Annotated in this window: 14 protein-coding genes, 2 pseudogenes and 1 riboswitch; of the genes and pseudogenes, 12 read left to right on the top strand and 4 right to left on the bottom strand. The window is 45.1% G+C overall.

All coding sequences use genetic code 11. The features are described 5' to 3' along the window. The 7 genes and pseudogenes from QUA02_RS02615 to QUA02_RS02580 form a co-directional block, all read left to right on the top strand. Positions 1–415: pseudogene (locus tag QUA02_RS02615) on the top strand (ISKra4-like element ISMae18 family transposase); the annotation flags it as partial. Positions 416–588: 173 nt separating this feature from the next. Next, a complete protein-coding gene (pstB, locus tag QUA02_RS02610; RefSeq protein ID WP_333025096.1) occupies positions 589–1,395 on the top strand; it encodes a phosphate ABC transporter ATP-binding protein PstB in 807 nt (268 codons plus the stop codon). A gap of 747 nt (positions 1,396–2,142) precedes the next feature. Continuing rightward, positions 2,143–2,289, top strand: a riboswitch (cobalamin riboswitch). A 387-nt stretch (positions 2,290–2,676) separates the two neighbouring features. Further along, a pseudogene (gene metE, locus QUA02_RS33530) lies at positions 2,677–4,922 on the top strand (5-methyltetrahydropteroyltriglutamate--homocysteine S-methyltransferase). Next, complete coding sequence (locus tag QUA02_RS02595) at positions 4,906–5,346, top strand: hypothetical protein (RefSeq protein ID WP_333025093.1); 441 nt, start codon at positions 4,906–4,908, stop codon at positions 5,344–5,346. The pseudogene metE and the gene QUA02_RS02595 overlap by 17 nt, the downstream one beginning before the upstream one ends. A 74-nt stretch (positions 5,347–5,420) precedes the next feature. Then, positions 5,421–5,984, top strand: a complete 564-nt coding sequence (locus tag QUA02_RS02590; RefSeq protein WP_333025092.1) for a porphobilinogen synthase — start codon at positions 5,421–5,423, stop codon at positions 5,982–5,984. 168 nt (positions 5,985–6,152) lie between these two features. Further along, positions 6,153–6,458 (top strand): hypothetical protein, encoded by a 306-nt coding sequence (locus QUA02_RS02585; protein ID WP_333025090.1) that lies wholly within the window; start codon positions 6,153–6,155, stop codon positions 6,456–6,458. Positions 6,459–6,610: 152 nt separating this feature from the next. Next, complete coding sequence (locus QUA02_RS02580; RefSeq protein ID WP_333025089.1) at positions 6,611–7,180, top strand: Crp/Fnr family transcriptional regulator; 570 nt, start codon at positions 6,611–6,613, stop codon at positions 7,178–7,180. A 249-nt stretch (positions 7,181–7,429) separates the two neighbouring features. Here the strand turns inward: QUA02_RS02580 and QUA02_RS02575 are convergent, their stop codons facing one another. Then, positions 7,430–7,921: a calcium-binding protein gene (locus QUA02_RS02575; RefSeq protein ID WP_333025087.1), complete on the bottom strand. Its 492-nt coding sequence runs from the start codon at positions 7,919–7,921 to the stop codon at positions 7,430–7,432. Positions 7,922–8,126: 205 nt separating this feature from the next. On the opposite strand from QUA02_RS02575, the gene QUA02_RS02570 reads away from it, so the two are divergent. From QUA02_RS02570 to QUA02_RS02555, 4 genes are all read left to right on the top strand, one after another. Continuing rightward, positions 8,127–9,035 carry a vanadium-dependent haloperoxidase gene (locus QUA02_RS02570; protein ID WP_333025086.1) on the top strand — a complete coding sequence of 303 codons (909 nt, stop codon included), beginning with the start codon at positions 8,127–8,129 and terminating at the stop codon, positions 9,033–9,035. 428 nt (positions 9,036–9,463) lie between these two features. Next, positions 9,464–10,210 (top strand): acyltransferase family protein, encoded by a 747-nt coding sequence (locus QUA02_RS02565; protein ID WP_333025107.1) that lies wholly within the window; start codon positions 9,464–9,466, stop codon positions 10,208–10,210. 450 nt (positions 10,211–10,660) lie between these two features. Continuing rightward, entirely contained in the window at positions 10,661–12,103 is a 1,443-nt protein-coding gene (locus tag QUA02_RS02560; RefSeq protein WP_333025085.1) for a hypothetical protein, read from the top strand. A 558-nt stretch (positions 12,104–12,661) separates the two neighbouring features. Further along, complete coding sequence (locus QUA02_RS02555) at positions 12,662–18,160, top strand: response regulator (RefSeq protein ID WP_333025084.1); 5,499 nt, start codon at positions 12,662–12,664, stop codon at positions 18,158–18,160. A gap of 166 nt (positions 18,161–18,326) precedes the next feature. Here the strand turns inward: QUA02_RS02555 and QUA02_RS02550 are convergent, their stop codons facing one another. Further along, entirely contained in the window at positions 18,327–19,034 is a 708-nt protein-coding gene (locus QUA02_RS02550) for an ABC transporter ATP-binding protein (protein WP_333025082.1), read from the bottom strand. Positions 19,035–19,354: 320 nt separating this feature from the next. On the opposite strand from QUA02_RS02550, the gene QUA02_RS02545 reads away from it, so the two are divergent. Continuing rightward, positions 19,355–20,209: a PEP-CTERM sorting domain-containing protein gene (locus QUA02_RS02545; protein ID WP_333025080.1), complete on the top strand. Its 855-nt coding sequence runs from the start codon at positions 19,355–19,357 to the stop codon at positions 20,207–20,209. An 85-nt stretch (positions 20,210–20,294) separates the two neighbouring features. On the opposite strand, the gene QUA02_RS02540 is transcribed toward QUA02_RS02545, so the two are convergent. Both QUA02_RS02540 and QUA02_RS02535 read right to left on the bottom strand, forming a co-directional pair. Then, positions 20,295–21,074: an ABC transporter ATP-binding protein gene (locus tag QUA02_RS02540; protein WP_333025078.1), complete on the bottom strand. Its 780-nt coding sequence runs from the start codon at positions 21,072–21,074 to the stop codon at positions 20,295–20,297. Positions 21,075–21,076: 2 nt separating this feature from the next. After that, positions 21,077–21,898 carry a class I SAM-dependent methyltransferase gene (locus tag QUA02_RS02535; protein WP_333025076.1) on the bottom strand — a complete coding sequence of 274 codons (822 nt, stop codon included), beginning with the start codon at positions 21,896–21,898 and terminating at the stop codon, positions 21,077–21,079. Between the last annotated feature and the right edge of the window lie 113 nt (positions 21,899–22,011).

Below are 22,011 nucleotides of genomic sequence, written 5' to 3'. Positions count from 1 at the left end.
TCTGTTTAAGCAAATTGGGACTATTGAGAAAAGAAGAGAGGTACTCGATTGGTATCATTTGATAGAAAATCTACATAAAGTAGGGGGGTCACTCAAACGACTCCGAAGAGTCGAGAGCCAACTGTGGCAAGGGTCAACAGTAGAAGCTATAGCCGAATTTGTAGGAGTCAGAGGTAAAGAAAGTAAAAATTTCCAGAATTATCTGAGAAAACATCAGTCAAGAATCCCAGATTACCAGAATTATCAAAATCAGGGTATTGATATTGGTTCGGGAGCTGTAGAGTCTTTAATTAAACAGATTGGAGCAAGAATTAAGATTGTAGGTGCACAGTGGAACGAAAAAAATGTGCCTCAAATTTTAAGACTGAGATGTGCATATTTAAATAATGACATCAGGCTAGGTGTTTCTGCTTAGTCAAAAAGTGGGATGCTCCCGTCCTGAACCGGGGTTTGCCAGTGCAGCCGCAGCGACGATTATTGTGCTGATTCTTTTGATTTTGGCGCTCAATGCTGTCGCTATCTATCTGCGCCAACGCTATTCCAGCCATTAATTCACTTGAGTTGTCAACATTAAGGAAATCGTTCTAGATGACTAACACTAATACCCACCTCAACGCGGACAATAGCGTGTTTGAGGCAGAAGGCGTAAAGGTTTATTACAGTGGCTTTTTAGCTCTTGTCGATGTCTATATCAAAATTCCCCGTCAAAAAATTGTGGCCTTTATCGGTCCTTCAGGCTGTGGAAAAAGTACGTTACTGCGTTGCTTCAATCGCATGAATGATTTAATTCCGGGGGCAAAGGTGGAAGGGAAACTCATTTACCGCGATCGCAATATTTATGACCCGCAAGTGAATTCCGTCAAATTGCGGCGACAGGTGGGAATGGTGTTTCAAAGACCGAATCCTTTTCCCAAGAGCATTTATGAAAATATTGCCTATGCCCCCAGAACCAACGGTTATCAAGGAAATCTGGATGAATTAGTGGAATCTTCCCTCAGACAAGCAGCTATCTGGAATGAGGTCAAGGATAAACTGCAAGAGAAAGGAACGGCGTTATCCGGGGGACAACAACAACGGCTCTGTATTGCCCGCGCGATCGCCATGAAGCCCGATGTCTTGTTGATGGATGAACCTTGCTCTGCTCTCGACCCCATTTCTACCCGACAGGTCGAAGAATTGTGCTTAGAACTTAAGGAACGATACACAATTATTACGGTGACTCACAATATGCAGCAAGCGTCAAGAATCGCAGATGCGACGGCATTTTTCAATACAGAAACGGACGATAAAGGCAAACGACGGGGCAAATTAGTGGAGTTTGGCACCACTGAACAAATTTTCCGTTCTCCCCAAACTAAAGAAACCGAAGAGTACATTAGCGGACGATTTGGTTAAATGCAATTGTCAGATTTAGGCGTTACGCATTGTCAGCAATGACATTACCTTCTCTTCACTGTAGCAATTTTACTATTAAATTAATGACTCGCAGGCCCACTAATCCTGCGGGTCATTGTTTATGCGGTGGCGAGATCGTTAATCTTCATCTGTTGCTCGCGCGCGCAACTCCTTAAACAGTTCTCGGACACAACGAGCGATCGCTCAGGCGATCGCTATCGCTCTTTATTTTTGTGAGGCGATCGCGAAAATAGAAATTTAAAGAAATACCGATCGAAGGGCGATCTCTCTTTTTTTGAGCTATTCCTTTACTATATAACAGTCACCTATGGCAGGAGGGAATTCAATCACAAGAATTTCCAAAGGAGTCTCACCTTCGATTGCCTGGTGTTTAACTCCCGGTTCTATTTTAATAACATCGCCTTTTTTAATAGGCTGTATCTTCTTCGCGGTTCATTAAAGAGGTAGATTGTGATTTACCGTTAGTCTATATAATCCTGACAGCGATCGCGTCCAATTTAAAACAGTGCATTATGGAGCAAAAAAAGGATTTTAATCATAGGATATTTTATCTCCTGGTTTGATTTGGTTAAGGGTCCTAATCGAACCAATAAAAATCCTGATGTTGTGTTAGTCAGCATTTTGGATGAGTCTTTTAGTTGACATTAAATGATTTTTAATTGAAAGGCTTGTTCACAAGGCGATCGCCCTATTTGTCTGAGGGGGTTGCAAATTTTCGGAAATGTGGTATTGTCAGAAGTAATCGGTTCTGGTGGAGATCACCCACTAGAGGAAACGGGGAAAGTCCGGTGCGAACCCGGCGCTGTCCCGCAACTGTGATGAAGCGTACAATCGTTTCTTAGTCAGGATGCCCGCCGATTGTATCGTTTCATTTAACCCATCTGCGAGGTACGGATGTATTCAGCATTTTGTTTTCAATTCGATTCTCTTTCAGAGACGCTGCGCGATCGGCGATTATCCCCCTTAACCTGTGAGAAACCTGTGCTGGAATTGGTTTCTAGGGCGAGATAGCAAGTTTGAAAAACTAGCATGAACAGCATTATCTAGTTTCAGATGCAAGGAATCTTGCTGGGCATTTGCCTGCTGTAATTTCTAACAGCTTTTTTATAGCTTTGTTGGAAATTCAGATGGTTTTGCCTTTGATGCGCCCTGCAATCTAATGGCATTGCTGTCGGAAATTCGGCATCGGATACCTCTTGGTTTCCGACAGAGTTTCTATGGACTGATGAATCAATTGACAACCCCAACTTAGGAGCAATTATGTCAATTTTAACGGCAACTCTTGGATATCCCCGCATTGGTAAAAACCGTGAAATTAAGAAAGCTTTGGAAGGTTTTTGGAGTGGCAAATTAGAGGCAGATACTTTACTGTCTACTGTTCAAACTGTAGAAATAGAAAACTGGAAAACACAGCTACAGACAGGCATCGATCGCATCGGTGCAGGCGATACCACACTCTACGATTGTGTGCTTGACTGGACAATTCGTTTAGGTCTAATTCCCAAACGCTTTCAGGGGTTATCAGGACTCGATCGATACTTTGCAATGGCACGGGGCAAAGAAGGAATTCCGGCCCTAGAGATGACCAAATGGTTTGATAGCAACTATCACTACCTCGTGCCTGAAATTCCAACCCAACTGCAACCAGCAGATTTCAGCGATTTTCTGGAGACGGTGCAGCGGGCAAAAGCGACGTTAGGGGAGCGGGCAGTGCCGATCGTTCTTGGCCCCTGTACCCTACTGCGGTTGAGTCGGTTAGATGGCGCAATGGACGATTCTCTAGCGCAATTGCTGCCGCGCTACATCGAACTCTTGACGCAATTAAAAGCCCTTGGGGTTGCCGAAGTGCAGATACATGAACCTGCCTTAGTTCTGGGAGATGCAAACAACTTCAAAACACACTATCAAACTGCTTATCAAGCCTTTGCTAAAGTCGATTTACCGCTGCATCTTGTCACTTACTTTGATGACTTGGGTGAAGCTTATTCTTGGGTGATGGCATTGCCTGTTACCGCGATTAGTTTAGACTTCACTCGCGGACGCAATTTAGATTTACTCAAGCAATATGGATTTCCCCCAGATAAGCATCTGGGCGTTGGCATTGTGGATGCCCGCAACATCTGGCAAATCCGTCCAGAACAATTGCTGCAGTGCTGCAAGACATTCAGAGAATTACGCCTAATATCGTCATTCAGCCGTCGGCATCATTGCAGTTTGTTCCCTACGATGCCAAACGGGAAACAAAGTTGCCAGAACCTCTCCGCAATGTGTTTAGTTTTGCAGAACAAAAACTGCAAGCGGTAAAGTTTTTGGCACGCAGTTTAGCAGGAGAAGAAACTGAGAGCGAGCGCGCCAAGATTACCGATGCCTGGACAAAATTCGAGCAATTTAGTCCAGCCAATCCTGCCGTGCAGTCGCGAATGAAAAGCATTACGACAAATGACTTTCTACGGGAATTATCCTACGGTTTGCGGCTGTCAAAACAGATTTCTCTGCCCATTTTTCCCACCACAACGATCGGCTCATTTCCTCAAACATCAGAAGTGCGACAACTGCGAGTACGGTATAAAAAGGGTGAATTGAGTCAGCCAGAGTATGAAGCAGCTATTGATACTGAGATTGCCGACAGCATTAAACTCCAAGAAGAAATTGGGCTGGATGTGCTAGTGCATGGCGAATTTGAACGCACCGATATGGTGGAATACTTTGGACAACAGTTAGATGGATTTGCCTTCACGCAAAATGGCTGGGTGCAAAGCTATGGCAGTCGGTACGTGCGTCCGCCGATTATTTACGGTGATGTCTTTCGCACTGCCCCAATGACGGTACGCGAGTTTAAAGTAGCGCAATCATTGACGCAAAAACCAGTTAAAGGAATGCTAACAGCTCCCGTAACAATTTTAAATTGGTCATATCCGCGCACTGATATTTCTCGACAGGAACAAGCGTTTCAAATTGCGCTGGCATTGCGCGATGAAGTGGCAGATTTAGAAGCAGCAGGAGCGAAGGTAATTCAAGTAGATGAACCGGCATTACGCGAAGGTTTACCTCTGAAGCTAGAGCGCTGGAGTGAATACCTGTCTTGGGCAGTAGATGCGTTTCGTTTGGCAACCGCAGTTGCTCATCCCCAGACTCAAATTCACACGCATATGTGCTACTGCGAATTCGGCGACATTATCAAAGACATTGAACGGTTAGATGCCGATGTGATTTCGATTGAAAATAGTCGCAGCAACAACCAAACGCTGCATGAAATCATCGCCGCAGGCTACACCTATCAAGTGGGTAACGGCGTTTATGACATCCACAGTCCAGTAGTGCCAACAACAGAACAGATTTTGCAGCAGTTGCGAACTGGAATTGCCAATTTACTTGTGCAGCAAATTTGGGTGAATCCCGATTGCGGCCTGAAAACACGGCGTTGGGAAGAAGTAATTCCGGCACTGAAAAATATGGTGGAAGCTGCCAAAACGCTGCGGGAGGAAGTAAATGCGACCGGAAAATAGCATCTGGCAGGGAAACTTTGGCTACTGGCAACATGGCTTTATTCACACAAATCTGCTGATGATTGGTTATACAGGATGGAAGGGATTTCAGTCTTTTGGACGGGGAGTTGTGGTTTGTGATGTGGATACTAAAGTTATTCATTCTACAGTTATACATTTTGAACCAATTCCGTTCGCAATCCAATTTATCCCCTCGAATTTGATGGGGTTTTACTTGCGATCGCTATCCCTTGACTCATCGACTATTTCATCGGTTCAGGCAGCAGTTGCCACCTACAATCCCGAGCAAGATATTCTGCTGGTGCTGAAAGTTAACCGTCAAATCGAGGTCAATTTATTAAGAAAAATGGCGATCGCACCTGCTGATTGTTACGAACAAGTCTGTAGACGCTGGGACGAATTCTCACCAAGCCCAAGTTCCTGAAACTTACCCAATTCTCGCAATGCCTAAACCAAATCTCTGTTATCCAATCCAGCTTTGGCAGTTGTTAGAAAAAGATGGACAGTGAAATGAACGGTTACGATTGGCAGCAAGACTTTATTGCTACTAATTTATTGGCGTTGGGTTACAACGCCTGGATAGGTTACTTAGGAGGTGAACGCGGAGCAGTTATTTGCAGTCTTAATTCTCCACTTTTAGGAGTAGCAGGTGAAACATTTAACTCCTATTTTGTTCCGCGTTCCCGTCTCGCCCCATTCCTAAATGCGTGGCTGGCCGCTCCTGATACGGTGATCCTCCAGCATCATCACATGAATGCTCATATCCTTACGAAGATATTTGCAAAAATGAGATGCACCTGGGAATATGTCCGATCGCCCTTTTACCAGGAATCTCAGAAAGCAAAAAAGATGACACCTGCACCGAAAGCTAACCCAGAAGGATTAATTCAACAAACAGTCAAAGCTATTAAACAAAACATTCCCGAAATAGTAGTAATTACCGACGTAGCCCTCGATCTTTTCACTTCAGACGGACACATGGTTTTGGAGAACCGGGAAGTGAGGCTGATACTTATTAGAAAATACTGGTTGCTAATACCCGGACAATTGTCGAAGGTTTAGGTGGTAAATATACTCCGTTTAAGCCTTGATGAAGGACGGGAGTAAGGTTGGTGCTGATGAGCTTACCCCGGAGACTCCGCCGCCTGCGATCTCAAATTCGGTAGCATTGGAATTATTAATATTACCGAAATCAGGACACGGCAGTGCCGTTTCCCTACAATTCATCGGGTGGTACATTTCAAGAGCCGTGTCCTCGGTTACTATCATGTCGCTCGTGCAACCGGAATTGATATCATGCTCGATCGCGCGATCCGCGCTGATGCCAATATTTTGTTTTGCGGGCGATCGGGCAAGGCGTTTGAGTCTCAATTACAGCCAACTTTTATCAATAACTTGGCAACCACAATTGATTTTCAAGAGCCACCTGCAACCGTGTCTGCAACTGCACGAAGGGCGATGGAGGCGGGAATAATGTGGGGCGACTCAGCGATCGAGCAACTTATGCTCTCTACAACCCAGGCACAGATACCGTGAAGTTCCGAAACGCCTCTTACAGCAAGCGCAAAGGGTTTCAACCTTCTTGAGTCCCCAGTTGCAATTCCTTCTCAAGCTAGTTGACATAAATTATCAATTATTTTACACTGTACGTTGTATCCAAAGTAGCGGTGGCGCTAAACCTAAATCCTATGACTTTTTCAACCTACACTCCAGCCTTGTACCCTCATCTCAGACAGCAGACGTTCACCTGCCGTCAGTTGGTACCCATGCCATTTAACGGGTTACTGCGGATTGAACGGGGAGCCGTCCGAACCGTGACTTGGAGCGAACAGGGAACACCAATAACCCTCGGATATTGGGGAGTTGGAGACGTACTCGGTCACTCGCTGTCAGGCGTTCTACCTTATCAAATTGAGTGCAAGACTCATGTAGAACTTAGTTACATTCCTCAAAATTTGTGCGATCGATCCTTAGATGAAGTTTTCAGACACCTTCAGCAAACTCAAGCATTTTTCTGCATTGTTCGCAGCGAATCTCTGCGGGATAGATTGTTGCAACTATTAGTTTGGTTGGGACAAAAATTTGGTCGGGAGGTGGCACAAGGAGTGTTAATAGATTTGAGATTGACTCACCAGGAGCTTTCAGAGGCGATGGGAATTACGCGGATTACGGTAACGCGGCTGATGTGTCGGTTGGAGGAAGAGGGAATTATCGATCGCTCGCGCCCTCAATACATTGTTTTAACTTCCCGTGTGTAACATTTTAAAGTTACTATATTTAGATAATTTTTTAACCGCAGACAAACGCAGATAAACGCAGATAAACGCAGATATTTTTTGGATATTTCCTCGTCCCTAGGCCGTCGGGGGTTTCAACCCCTGCCTCATACGTTAACTGAACCAACGCCTGCTTCGAGAACTATTCGATCGCTACCATTGCCGAGGGAAACTTTATCATTGCCAGTTCCCGGTTCGATCGGGTTGTTGCCGTCGCCTGCGTTGATGTTGTCATCGCCAAGACCTGTGTAGAACTTGTTTGTTGTTGGCGCTACCTGCGGTGACGAAATCGTTGCCGCTAGCTGTAATTACCCGGTTGTTGCCTTTGCCGGAGAAGACGGTGTTGTTGCCTTCTCCGGCATTGATGATGTCGTTGCCTGCTTGGGCGTAGATGGTATCGTCGCCGGGGCTGCCGGTGATGGTTTTATTGCCTTCGCCAGCGAAGATGTTGCTTGCTGTTTCTCCGGCATTAATAATGTCTTTGCCTGTGTCTGCAAAAAGTGTGCCGCTGCCGTCGCCTGCGATCGGGCTGTCATCATTTTGGAAATTAATTGTCTGGCTGGCGGTTCTTTCTGCATTCAGGCTGCTGGGTGAGCCGATCGATTTTGACAAAGCATCCAACCGTGATAAGTCGCTGGATATTCCTAAGTCTGCCAGTGCGGTATTGGAAAATAGGGAAGATGATGTATTCGATGATGTATTCAGCAAGTTATCGGAAACCATTTAGAATTCCTTTGATATTTACGTTTGAGCAGTATTTGAGGGCGTGCAAAACGACACCCGGAAGTCATAGTTTTGGAGCAAGATTGATCCACAATATCGAAAAAACATGATGAAAATTTAGTCGATTTATTGACAAATCAACAATAGTTTACCTGGAATATTTTTGTCGGTTATTTGGCCGCAAAATTCTTAGTCCGCAGCAGCGATGGTTCACGCTGCGATTTACGATGCGGCAAATGCGATCGGCAAAACTCAAAAAGTATACAAAGTACAAGTAGAATCACCCGCCTGTGCCTCGGCGGAAGCAGCAGCAGTAGTAGTAGCAGCAGCACACCGCGTCTTAACAAATTTGTACCCAAAACAAACAGCAACTTTAGATGCAGCAAAAACAGCTTCTTTGGTGGCAATAGCTGAAGGGAAATCAAAAACAGACGGGGTGCAATTGGGAGAATTTGTAGCGAACAAAATCTTAGAATGGCGAAAAAATGACGGCGCGACTGTCGAAGTGAAATATACTCCCGTTAATCAACCCGGTTACTGGCCGCCTATACCGCCGGATTTGAAACCAGCTTCCATGCCGCAGTGGAAAAATGTCAAACCTTTTGCAATGACTAAAAGTTCGCAGTTCCAGATAGCGAAGATGCCGAGTTTGACCAGCGAAGAATATACAGCAGAGTTCAACAAACTCAAAGAATTAGGAGCAAAAAATAGTAAAATTCGCACAGCCGATAAAAGTGCGATCGCCAAAATTTGGCTGGATAGTGCAGGTACGATTACTCCTCCCGGACATTGGAACCAAATTGCCGCAGATGTGGCGGTGCGCCGCGGCAATACTTTCGAGCAAAACGTGCGTTTATTTGCAGTATTGAATATCGCCCTCGCTGATGCCAGCATCATTGACGGCGATCAAAAATACACGTTCAATCGGTGGCGGCCGCTTACTGGAATTCAACAAGCAGATAAAGACGGCAATCCCAAAACAACAACCGATGCAAATTGGACGCCGTTACTGAATACTCCTTCTTCTCCTTCTTCTGTTTCGGGACACAGTACCTTTGGCGGTGCAGCGGATGCAGTTTTGACCAAGAATTTCTTGATGGTACCCGCCACGTGATTTATCCGTGGAATCAATCGAAAGCATCTCAAATCTAAAATCCTCAAGCCCCCGAATTTATCCGTGGGGTCGCCTCCAAAATCCAAAATCTAAAATCTAAAATCGAATGACACTTATGACATAGACTAGAAGTAGTGACGAATCCTAGGAGCGATCGAGTACGTCCTAGGCTTGGCATCCTCACCGTCCTGGCTGTTGCTATAAGTTTGAGTTAAAAGGATATTTTTTTTTAGGAAGTCTAATCGGTTTCAAGAATTAGATATGATGAGAGGCTTTGCTGCCTGCTGGGTACTTGGGGTTCATTTTTGGTACTTCAATTTCCTCCCTCCCTTTTTTGGATACAGCCACTTTTTCGAGTATGCAAAAGCAGTGGATCCAGCCTCGACGATTGCTAAGTTTTTTCCCTACCCTTTAATAGTGTAGGCAATATAGTTTTTGATTTAGTTAATATATTTTTCTTGCTTGGATATCAGGGAGTTCATATTTTTTTCATTCTAAGTGGTTTTGGACTGGCTTATTCAAGAATTTTAAAACCTGATGAAAGCTGGATAAATTTTATGAGTAAAAAATTCTTCCGGCTCTACCCTACCTACTGGATACTTTTAGCTGTATCTTGGATAATTCCTCGGTTAAGATCAGATTTGTTTTTTGGCTATTTTGATTGGTGGTCATTTTGGAGAAGTTTGATAATTCTTGATAAAGCAATACCATTTTCTTGGTTTATGTTTCCACTGATTCAATTTTATTTGTGTTTTTTATTATTATTTAGGCTTTTAGATAAATTTTTGATTTCACAGTTTATTTTCACTTCTTTTTTTATTAAATTAATCTATACATTTTCAGTTTTAATGTTAGGCTTTAACCTATTTCAGCCAATATTAGGCGATCTCAATTATCCAGGCTATTTGGCAATTTCAAGGTTATTTGAGTTTTGTTTGGGAATGGCAATGGCAAAGGTTTATGCAACTAATCCTACTCTATTAATTAATTACCTAACTAAGCCTGTCACAATAGCCACAGCGATAATTTTTGAAATATTGGGTATTATGGGTTCGTTCAATTTTACTAATGACATAAAAGTTTTAGGCGCAATTTTACCTTTTGGACTTTCTTTTTATGATGCTTTCATTGGATTTGGCATATTTGTAATTATTTTAATATTTGTAGGAATTTAATTAATTTTTCTGACTTAACAGCGAGATTTTTAACATGGATTTCTCAGATTTCCTATGAACTATATTTAACGCAGTTTATAGCCTTAATTGTTATACCAAAATTTTTTACTGTGGTTGTTCGAGGTGAACCTTCACTTTTGACTGCTAGCCGTGCTATTTTACTTTATGTATTATTTATTGAAATTTGTATAGTTAATGCTTTTTTATTACAACAGCTAACAAACTCGATCGCAAGTCGAGTTAGATTAGCAAGGGGTCTCTTTACCTCGGGCGGAAAATAACATACAGCAGATTCCACATTTATGAAGCACACCCGCCTATAGTGAGCTTCCCCGTAGGGACACGGCACTGCCGTGTCCCTACACTTCACAAACCTGGAATACGCTGTATAATCCGGCTGTAGGGGAATAGTCCACAGTCAGCAGTCAGCCGTCAGCAGTTATTAACCCAGTGTTATCAAAAACTATAATTCTGAATTTTTTTCTCGCCCTTTTAATTGCCCTCGGCATAGAGTTGTTCAGCGGAACGACAACTTTTGCTCAAAACATCGAAACAATTAGAATTTCCGGCACTGCTGCGGGTGTTAGCACTCGCTACATCGGTGCTGTCGAAGGCAATATCAATTTTGACCTCAAAGATTTACAAGATTTGGGAATTAATACCTACCGCATTTACGGCGGTATGTCTCGATGGGAAGCTGAAGACGACGACGGTAAATACGGTTGGCCGTCTATTGACGAAATTAAGATTAATCCCAATATAATTAATTGGGCGCACTGGGATCGGATTATGACCGATCCGCCCCAGGGTAGCGATTATTGGTGGTCGGGAGAACCCGGCACTGTTTGGCAAGGCAATGCCAGGACTATTTTCAATACTCTAAAACAAGCAAATATTCGCCCGGTTGTCAGCATTCGCAATGTGGACAATACCTGGAATCCGTCCTGGGCGCTGCAACTGAATCCGCCGCGCAATCAAGAAGATTGGAACGAGTGGTGGGAACACGTTTTTGCTACGGTTTATTGGCTGAACGTACGCAATGACTACCGCGTTGATGATTGGGAAATTCACAACGAACCGGACAATCGCGATCAGGGTTGGGGAGGGAATAGGGCTGATTATTTTGAGTTGGTTAAGGTGTCTAAGGATGCGATCGACTTTGTTTACAAAACTTATTTGCCTTCGCGCACTTACCGCATCCACGGCCCGAAAACCGCAGGCGGCAGCAATTGGCCGGCTAGTGCTTTGCAGGAAATACCTACTTATTTCGATACAGTCAATGTCCACAACTACGATGCAGATATTTCTAACTACACCCGCAAAGTGCGCGGCTGGATGAACGGTACTGTCCGCGCCCCCTCCCAGCTTTGGGTAGGAGAATGGGGAACTTACGAAATTAGCTACGGCGATTTATCTTTAGCTTTAAATTTGATTAAGAATTTGATTCGAGGTTCCCAGCCGGGGGATAATTATATTTACGGCAGTCACATATTCTGTTTGTACGACTGGGGAAAGCGGGGACTGGCAGAAGGTTTGCTGGGGCCATCCGGCCAGCGGCGCGCGGGCTACTATGCTTTGCGGATGGGAATTAGGGCTTTGCAGGGCGGGAAAACTACCTTTTTTCCTATCACTAACAGTTCGGATTTAATGGCAGTTGCCACTCTTGATGCTAGCAAGAATGTTTACTTGCTGGTTGTCAATGACCGAGCAACATCTTACACTGTTAATGCTGATATTTCGGAGCTGATAAAAACTGGTAATGGCACGGTGCGGGAGTTCAGTTCTAAAACAATGGATGAGGTTGTTGGTAGTTTAAGGCTGAAGGGCGGCAATGCGAGTTTTGCGGTGGCGGGGAACAGCGCTATTCTCATCAAGTTCGATCGCCAAAATTGAAGCTCAAATCCTCGCGGTCAGAATTGGGATAAGATAGAATTAGTTATGCTCGGAATTATTTATTTTCTGCCTGTTTGGCCCTGGAACCCTGGAACCCTGGAACCCTCGAACCCCTAATTGCACAGTTGCCATACCTAAGTCGTCCTGTTGTGATTCCCCTCCTGTCGCTGGTAAATTGGTAGGGTGCAGGTATCTTGCCTCAAACAGAATCCGAGCGAGAGTTCCGTTGAGGGCGAGAAAGTAGGGTGCAGTCTAGACAATCGCAGAAATTCTTGCTCGTAAACCCGCAGCAGTTAGGCCAGCCGAGGAATTGCCTGCCAGCCAAAAGTCCGCCAAGATGGGAGATAGCATTGGTTCTGACTTTCAGAACCCGTCAATTGTCAGGATTTGGCACGGAATTAATTTTAAATGCCAAGATGCTGGAAGTAGGCAGTAGGCGTGAGTGTAATCGTACAGAAACTTTGAGCGCGCTTGGAAACCTCGCTGGCAAAGCCTCTCAATCAACCTGCTGCCCGCTTTTCGGGGTTTTTCCAACAAATATCACTTTTATGCCCCCTGATGTTTATTCCCTCCCTCGGTCAGGTCATCAACCGCAATCCCCTCACCGTCACGCCTCAGACGCCCGTAGAAAAGGCGATCGAGCTGATGAGCAGCACAGGAGCCAGTTACGTCCTCGTGGTAGAACCGCGCGGGAATTCTCAACTCGGAAATCCTACGAACGGGACTTCCCCGCACTCGCGGGAACACTCGGGTTTCTACAACGGCGTACCGCGTGCGGTACCGCCCGGAGCCAACGGGATCCGTTTCAACGGCTCAAAAGCTCCCTATGCGGACGGCCAGACGGTGCTGGGGATTTTTACAGCGCGAGATGTCGTACAGCTAAATTCGATCGGCGCTGCTTTGAGGGGATTTGCGATCGAGCAAATCATGATCAGAACCGTAACGGTAGCCCGAGAATCGGAAATTCCCGACTTTTTTGCCTTAGCAAATCTGCTGGAGAAAAATCAGATAGGCCATTTGCCAGTCGTCAGCGACGCTGAAGAACTTGTCGGTTTAATTAGCACTCAAAGCTTGGTGCAACTGTTGCAGGAAATGGGGGAATCGGCACAAAAACCAATTAGCAGCGCTTCGCCACCTGCGCCGCCCTTCGCGTTCCCTCCGCCGCTGCCAATTTTGCATCCGAAATTAGAGCTGCCAGCTCATTTAATTAAACTTTATCAAATCCCTCAAATCGCAGCATCGCGAATTATTCACGCTCCTGCTACTTCTTCGGTTCGCTATTTGGCGCAATTGATGTTCAGACACAATGTTAGCTATGTATTAATCACTGAAACCCCGGAACAAAACTCGACTGGTGGTGCTACAAATTCCAAATTTACAAATCCCAACATCCACAAACTGGTTGGGGTGGTAAGTTCGCGGGACATCGTGCAGTTGCAGGCGCTGGGAAGAGACTCGAACAAAATTAAAGCGGCAGCGATTTGCAGCAGTTCGCCGCCGCTGATCCGATCGCACTCTACCCTCGAAGCAGCCCTCGCCCTGCTGCAAAAACACTACTGCCAGTTGCCTTTATTAGTCATCAACGAAACCAATCACCCGATCGGGATTGTCAATCCTAAAACTATCCTTTTACAAGCGCTGGATTCAAAATCTCTGCATTCAGGCTTGATCGCTTTGCAGCGCCAGCTAGAATCTAGCAACGCGCAATACAAAAAACTCTCGGCAGAAGTACAGCTTCCGGCAGCAAATCGCCACCTCGCTGCTGAAATTTCTCCTCACAGTTTCGTGCAGCGCCCAAATGTCCCCGCAGCAGTCAACAATCAGGGGATTTGGGATTGGAACCTCGAAACTGATGAATTTTTTTATTCGGCGCGGTGGCAAGAAATGCTGGGCTACCAAGAAGGGGAAATCTCGAATCGCCGATCGGAATGGTGGAGTCGCATCCACCGAGATGACATTGACGGAGTAAAGGCAGCTTTAGAAGATCACTTCGCCCTTCATACAGCGGATTTTGCAGCAGAATATCGGATGTACTGCAAAGACGGCAGCACTGTCTGGGTGCTGAACCGGGGTCAAGTTTTGCGCAGCCCAGCGGGTAAACCGCTGCGCTTGGTCGGAACTCAGACAGATATTACTCCAAACAAGCAGTTAGAACTCAAAAACCGCGAGAACGATCGGGAACAATTCCAAGTATTTGACTCTTTGAAAGCAACAGTAATTTTTCAGATGGATGCGGCGGGGGTTTGGACATTTCTCAACCGCGCTTGGACAGAAATTACGGGTTTTTCGGTTGCCGAAAGTTTGCAAACTAATTTTTTAGATTGGATACATCCAGATGAGCGCCAGCAGTGTGCAAATTTATTGGATTCTTTGCTGTCGGGGAAGTCGGAATTTTCGCGGCGAGAACTGCGATTTAGGTACAAGTTGGACTCGGGCAAAAACGAATTGGGAATTCGCAGTAATTCGGGGTTTATTTCAGTTGAAATATTTGCCCAAGTTAGGCTGAATTCCCAAGGTGAAATAGCGGGGATTTTAGGGACTTTGCACGATGTCGGCAACCGCGTCGAAGGAGTTGAGGAACTGCGGGAAAGCGAGCGGGCAATTCGATTGTTCTACGAGGTAATAGTGGCATCGTCCGGCTCTTTTGACGAACGAACGGCCCGGTTGCTGGCAATGGGTTGCAGTCAGTTTGGGATGGATATCGGGCTGTTGGGCAGGGTTTTGGGCGATCGCTACGAAGTGATCGCGGCTTATGTACCGGAAGATTTTCCCTTTGGATTTGCTAAAGGAGACGGTTTTTCTTTGAGCAGAACCTTCGAGCGAGAGGTTTTGCGATCGAGCGAACCTATTTCTATCGAATCAGCCGGCACTACGGAGTGGCGGAATCACCCCGCTTACGCCGTGCGCAGGTTGGAGGCCTTTGTCGGCACGCGGGTAATAGTGCAAGGACGCGTTTTTGGCACTTTGAGCTTTACTTCCCGCACCGCTCAACCTGCTTTGAAACCGCTGAATTTTGAAATTTTAAAGTTGATGGGCAATTACATCGGCACTGAAATTGCCCGGGAAGAGCGAGATCGCACTTTGCAGCGGCAGTACCAGCGCGTTTTGCTGCTGAAACAAATTACTCAAAAAGTGCGATCGACCTTAGATACTCAAGAAATTTTTCAGACTACGGCTACCCAAATCGGTCGCGTATTCGGCGTCAATCGCTGTACAATTCACACCTATCTTTCCCAACCTTATCCCCACCTTCCTTGCGTCGCGGAATACTTAGAACCGGGTCACGAATCGGCTTTGGATTTAGAACTTTCTGTCACTTACAACCCCTACACAGAAAAACTGCTCGCTGAAGATATAGCCCTGGCATCTCCCGATGTGTTTGCCGATCCTTTGCTCGAATCTTCCGTGCCGATGTGCCGCCGCATCGGATTAAAATCTATGTTGGCGGTTCGCACTTCCTATCAAGGAAAACCGAATGGAATAATTACTTTGCACCAGTGCGATGCAACTCGCCAGTGGACTCCCGACGAAATTGAACTGTTAGAAGATGTTGCCGCTCAAGTCGGAATTACTTTAGCTCAAGCACAACTTTTGGAAACGGAAGTTCAGCGACAGCGACAGTTGGCAGACCAAAATGAAGCTTTGGATCAAGCGCGACAAGCGGCGGAAGTTGCTAACAGAGCTAAGAGCGAATTTTTAGCCACTATGAGTCACGAAATCCGCACCCCGATGAATGCGGTCATCGGGATGACGGGTTTGCTGCTGGATATGGAACTAACTCCTGAACAGCGGGATTTTGTGGAGACAATTCGCACCAGCGGCGATGCTTTGCTGACTATTATTAACGATATCCTCGACTTTTCCAAGATTGAATCGGGAAAAATGGATTTGGAATGCAGCCCCTTCGAGCTGCAAAACAGTATAGAAGAATCTCTGGAATTGCTGGCTCCGAGAGCGTCGGAAAAAGGTTTAGAGTTGGCTTATTTTATTGACGATTCTGTTCCGAAAAAGATTTTAGGAGATGTCACGAGGCTGCGCCAAATCTTGGTAAATTTGCTGGGCAATGCAGTTAAGTTTACAGAATCTGGAGAAATTGTTGTCTGCTGTACGGCTAGGAAAATCGAGCAGGTAGCTGCTAAGACTTCCCCGGCAACAATTAATATTCTAGAGCCGCAACCGCTAGCAATTAAGCAGGGACAGTTGGCAGGTAGCAGACAATACGAGATTCAATTTGCTGTCCAAGATACGGGAATTGGCATTCCGCCAGACCGGATCGATCGCCTGTTTAAAGCTTTTTCGCAGGTGGATGCTTCGACAACGAGACATTACGGCGGGACGGGTTTGGGACTGGCTATCAGCCAGCGTTTGAGCGATCTTATGGGGGGTAAAATGTGGGTGGTCAGTCAGGTTGGTCCGGGAAGTTCCCAGTCTAAACCGGCAGTTTCTGCGATCGGACAAAGTACGGCAGGAACGCCGCCTGCGGGATTTGCTGGGCCGTCGATATCGGGTTCGGGTTCGATTTTTTATTTCACGGTGATTGCTGAAGCGACCCAGAGCCTGGGTGAGGAAAAACTGCCGGAATTTGCTGCTGGTAAGCGTTTGTTAATTGTCGAGAATCATGCCATTAACCGGCAAGTTTTGATCCGGCAGGCTGAGTCTTGGGGAATGATACCCGTGGCTGTAACTTCGGGTGTTGAGGCTTTGGAAATCATCAAAGAAAACTCGGCGATCGATTTGGCTATTTTGGCGATGAATCTACCAGATATGGACGGTGTGGCTTTGGCTGTGGAGATTCGGAAATTTGAGCTGAGCAATTTGTCTGGCGGCGACGGGTTAAATCCGAATGTCATCAAAGTTAAAAGCCCTCGCAAAGTTCCCCTGCCTTTGGTGCTGTTTACTTATTTGAGCAAGGCGGAAGTTTGGAAAAAACTTGAAACTACAGAAGTACACTTTTCTGCTTTTTTAACTAAGCCTCTCAAACAGTCACAGTTTTATAATGTGTTGCTGCAAGTTTTTGGATATGTTACGGGCAAAAGCGGCAGGGGAGAAGTTTCAAATGTGGCGACTTTGACTTCGGGATTGAAATATTTTGAAAATTCTCAAGAACAGCACCGCGTGCAGCGGACGCCTGCGGTTTTAAGGCAGATTGCGAGCAATTCTGCCGGACAGGATGCAGCTAATTCTGGTCAGATTCGGATTTTGCTGGCCGAGGACAATGTGGTGAATCAAAAAGTCGCTACGCATTTGCTCGACAGGATAGGCTATCGGGCCGATATTGCGGCTAATGGGTTGGAGGTTTTGGAAGCGTGCAAGCGGCAATCTTACGATGTTGTGCTGATGGACGTGCAGATGCCGGAGATGGACGGGCTGGAAGCTACGCGCCGGATTTGTCAGGAATGGCCCGCTAATAAGAAGCCGAGAATTATTGCGATGACTGCTAATGCGATGCAGGGCGATCGCGAAAAGTGTCTGGAAGCAGGTATGGACGATTATATTACTAAGCCCGTGCGCCGGGAAGAGTTGGCGATCGCCCTGAGCAAGTGCCAACCTCTGAATCGGGATGAATTGGCTGCCGTTACTGAGCCGAAAAATCCAGATATTTCTGACAAACTTGACAGTGAGGCTGCTGGATATTCTAGCGTAAAAACGGAAGCAGATTCGCCGATTGATTATCATGTTTTGGAGAATCTCCGCGAGCTAGACGATGAGGAAGACCCGGATTTTTTGGGGGAGTTGATTAAGATATATTTGTTAGACGCCCCGCAGCATTTAGAAACAATTAAGGAGGCTATTTTTCTCGGCGATGCTGATAGTTTGAAGCTGGCTTCTCACACGCTGAAGTCGAGCAGCGCCAATTTAGGAGCAGTGTCTTTTTCTGAAGTTTGCAAGGAGTTGGAGTATATGGGCCGCGTGGCGGTTGAGTCTGGAGGGGAACAGGTTTTTGATGCGAGTACGGCGCGCGATCGCCTGTTGGAAGCCCAAGCGGAGTGGGAAAAGGTGCGGGCGGCTTTTGAAATTGAATTGGAAACCGGGAAGTTGCGATCGCAAATGGACTAATGGGTAATTGGCAATTGGTAATTGCCAATTGGTAATTGGTAAGTAATATCATGTCCGGTTAATCAGTTATCATTTGAGTGCGAGCGTCTCGCTCGCTCGCGCAGAAGCTCGCACTCGCAAATAAATATAAGCGATCGCTCGGACTTGATATAACCTGTATAACTATTTAACTTTCACCTAAATACGCTTTGCGAACAGTTTCATTTGATTGCAAATCGCTAGCAGTACCGGCGACTACAACCTCACCAGTTTGGATGACATAGCCGCGGTGGGCTACACTTAATGCCATGCGGGCGTTTTGTTCCACCAGTAAAATTGTTGTACCTTCAGCGTTAATGTCGCGGACGATCGCAAAAATTTGACTGACTAACATCGGTGCCAATCCCATACTGGGCTCGTCCAACAATAGCAAGCGGGGGCGCGACATTAAAGCCCGGGCGATCGCCAGCATTTGCTGTTCCCCCCCGCTGAGAGTTCCCCCTTTTTGACTAATTCTTTCTCGCAAACGGGGAAATAAATTTAAAGCTTTTTCCATATCCGACTTGATACCGAGAGTATCTTTGCGGAGATAAGCACCCATTTCCAGGTTTTCTTGCACCGTCATTCGCGGAAAAATCAGCCGCCCTTCTGGACTTTGAGAAATCCCCAAACGGACGATCGCCTCTGTAGACAGCGATTCCAAAGGCTTTCCCTCAAACAGTACAGTACCTTGGCGCGGGCGCAGCAGTCCTTGAATCGTGCGGAGAGTTGTAGTTTTCCCCGCCCCGTTGCTGCCGATTAATGTCACAACTTCTCCCTGCGAGACTTTTAGCGATACTCCTTTGAGGGCGTGGATATTTCCGTAGTAGGTGTGAATGTCTTTGATTTCCAACATAATTGCTTTTTCTACTTTGTCCTTTGTTATATTATCCCGACTAATTATAAATTTTTATTGCATTTTGTGAAAATCAACCTTTTTTATAGTAAATGGTAATTTCACTTAAATCCACACCCAGCGGTAGCTCCGACACCATGTATTTTTAGAAGTTGTTGCTGCCAACTTTACAGAACTTTTAATCAAACAAATGATTTCTTGACGGTAGCTTTACAAAAATCTCTAAGTAAATAGATAGTATTAATACGTAAGGGAAACCAACCGCTACAAATTACAAAAACAACAGCACTTAAAATTATGCAAATTTAAGGAGATTCACCATGAAATTAAATCACAGTACCGGAGCGATCGCATTTTTATTAGCAACTCCTTTAGTAACCGGCTTGACTGTAGGTATAGCGCCCAGCAGTGCTGCCACAATAGCAGGTTCTGCGGCAGAAGTAACCATTGACAACTTCAGTCACAGACCGACTGAGACAGGTACATCTACTAACACTAACACTCAGACAACAGCTTACAGCGGTTTTGTTACTAGCGAAACGACTGCTAATGCAGTTTTTATATCTAACTGTCACGAATTGCTTGCAGCAAATCTCTCGAAGAGTGAAGTCGCAGGCAGCGGCAGCAAATATTCCAGTTTAGCCCAAAGTGAAGCAGCAGTTATCGGCGATTTCGATATTGATGCCGAAGAAACTTTTTCATTCAATTTCCAGACAGTTTTACATCTTTTAACATCAGTTGACAACCGCCAATCCGAACGCGCCACAGTAAGTGGAAATATATCTTTCTGGTTAATTGACACCATTGCTAACATTCTTTTAGACTCTTTTCAACTTGCTAGCACCTTAGACTCTTCTGTGGGAATTTCTTTGAATTTATTCGCCAGCAACAATTTTACCCCCACAAATATTAATTTTGGTTTTCTGACTCAAGGTAGTGCAACAAGCATGAGCTTCGATACTTATGGAGTGTATTCGCGGACTTTTGACAGCGCCACTAACTTAAGATTAGTAGAAGTTAAGAACAACATCGCAGTGGCAAAATCGGAATTAGTTTCAGAAGCAGAAGCAGTTCCAGAACCTACTACTGTATTAGGCACTGTCATGTTTTTAGGTTTTATAGCCAAGGGGAGAAAAGTTAAGAATAAATTATGTGAAGTAAAATCAAAAGTTTAAGAACGATCCAAAACATCTAAGTAGGTCAACTATCGCTGTTAGATACCCGACTTCTTAAAGAAGTCAGGTATCTGGTTATTTTGTATTACCCATTGCCATCTTCTTCTTTCCCCAAATAAGCCTCAATCACCCGAGGATCGGCGCGAACTTCATCGGGAGTGCCCTCAGCAATTTTAGTACCGTACTCCATAACACTAACGCGATCGCTAATTCCCATCACCACTTTCATATCATGTTCAATCAGCAAAATACTCAAATCCAACTCATCGCGAATCCGGTAAATAAAGCGCGTTAAATCGGCAGTTTCATTCGGGTTCATTCCCGCCGTCGGTTCGTCCAAAAGCAGCACTTTCGGATCGGAAGCCAAGGCCCTGGCAATTTCCAATCTGCGCTGGTCGCCGTAGGAAAGGTTTTTTGCCAACTCCGGCGCTTTCTTCACGCCTAAACCGACAAAATCCAGCATACTCAAGGCTTTTTTATTAGCTTCCCGTTCCTCCAAAATCACAGCCGGAGGGCGGAGGATTGCACCCAACAAACCAGCTTTTAAGCGGCAATGTCTACCGACTAAAACATTATCCAGCACAGTCATGTTGTTGAACAATCGGATATTTTGAAAAGTTCTAGCAATGCCGAAAGTTGTCAGGCGATCGGGCGGTAAACCTGTGATATTCTTATTTTCAAGTACCAACTGACCGGCACTCGGTTTGTAGATACCTGTCAGCATATTAAAAAATGTGGTTTTCCCGGCACCGTTGGGGCCGATCAAACTGGCGATCGATCCTTTTTCTAAAGTTAAGCTGACCTGATTTACCGCAGTCAAACCGCCGAATCGCATGGTAAGTTGCTGTGCTTCTAATAGTGACATTTTTATGCTTCTATACCTTCTAATGTACAAACAAAGTAGAATTTTAAAAGATTAAATTCTAGCGAACGATGAGGGCGATATTGTTGGTGCAACTCAGCAGTTGAGAAGTTGTCAATAATTTTGAGCTTGAGATCCTCAGCCAAAGTCTCAATACTTTCAAACCCAGTCATCCACGGTGCATACATACTTTCGTATTTATCTATGTAATCATTGATATCTTGGTAGCCCGTTGTTCTCGCAATCACCTTTTCCGACATATAATCAAAGGACAACTTAAAATCCTTAAAATTGTCGCGAATTTGTTCTAATACAAATATTACATCTTTATTGGCAATTAAGGTAGTGTTACCTTCCCACAAAAAATATGTAGGTTGGTCGAAATCTAATTTACTCTGTCTCAGTAAAGCTATTAAACCATCTTGCACGTAATCGCCTGGAATGTAGCGGACATTTGCCGTAACTTTGTTAGCTTTGAGAGTTTCTGCTTTTAATTCCAGTGTCGCGCGATCGTCTATTTCAAAATAATCCACTCCTTGTCCATTCATTCTAGCAGCGCGAGTATCCAAACCAGATCCTAAAATAACGATTTGCTTGCAGCCTGCTAAAATTTGATTGGACAAAACATCATCAAAATATTTAGTCCGCAACTTAATCATTTCTTTAGCAGCAGGAGAGTTTTGAGCTATTTCGCTGGCAATTCTTTTTGTTTCCTCATTGAGCCATATTTTTACTACATTATCAGTGTAAAGAGGGTCTGTTTCTGCATTTTCTTCGGCTCTAAATTCTGCCACAATAAAAGCAGTCCCAGTTACATTATTACTCATCGCTGACTTTCCCCCTTATCTTAACTTTGTTTGACGACACTGTATGGTGCGTCAGTCTTGAGATTAGTGCGAAAAATTAAAGTTTTCTGACTGACGCACCATACCTTATGCGA

It is taken from the genome of Microcoleus pseudofavosus SVA1_A4, from assembly GCF_036700565.1.
Lineage (GTDB): Bacteria > Cyanobacteriota > Cyanobacteriia > Cyanobacteriales > Microcoleaceae > Microcoleus.
This window is presented reverse-complemented; position numbering and strand designations above follow the sequence as displayed.

Coding starts and splice junctions, on each gene's coding strand:
- pstB (WP_333025096.1), top strand. CDS start 589: ATGACTAACACTAATACCCACCTCAACGCGGACAATAGCGTGTTTGAG.
- QUA02_RS02595 (WP_333025093.1), top strand. CDS start 4,906: ATGCGACCGGAAAATAGCATCTGGCAGGGAAACTTTGGCTACTGGCAA.
- QUA02_RS02590 (WP_333025092.1), top strand. CDS start 5,421: ATGGACAGTGAAATGAACGGTTACGATTGGCAGCAAGACTTTATTGCT.
- QUA02_RS02580 (WP_333025089.1), top strand. CDS start 6,611: ATGACTTTTTCAACCTACACTCCAGCCTTGTACCCTCATCTCAGACAG.
- QUA02_RS02575 (WP_333025087.1), bottom strand. CDS start 7,921: ATGGTTTCCGATAACTTGCTGAATACATCATCGAATACATCATCTTCC.
- QUA02_RS02570 (WP_333025086.1), top strand. CDS start 8,127: ATGGTTCACGCTGCGATTTACGATGCGGCAAATGCGATCGGCAAAACT.
- QUA02_RS02555 (WP_333025084.1), top strand. CDS start 12,662: ATGTTTATTCCCTCCCTCGGTCAGGTCATCAACCGCAATCCCCTCACC.
- QUA02_RS02550 (WP_333025082.1), bottom strand. CDS start 19,034: ATGTTGGAAATCAAAGACATTCACACCTACTACGGAAATATCCACGCC.
- QUA02_RS02545 (WP_333025080.1), top strand. CDS start 19,355: ATGAAATTAAATCACAGTACCGGAGCGATCGCATTTTTATTAGCAACT.
- QUA02_RS02540 (WP_333025078.1), bottom strand. CDS start 21,074: ATGTCACTATTAGAAGCACAGCAACTTACCATGCGATTCGGCGGTTTG.
- QUA02_RS02535 (WP_333025076.1), bottom strand. CDS start 21,898: ATGAGTAATAATGTAACTGGGACTGCTTTTATTGTGGCAGAATTTAGA.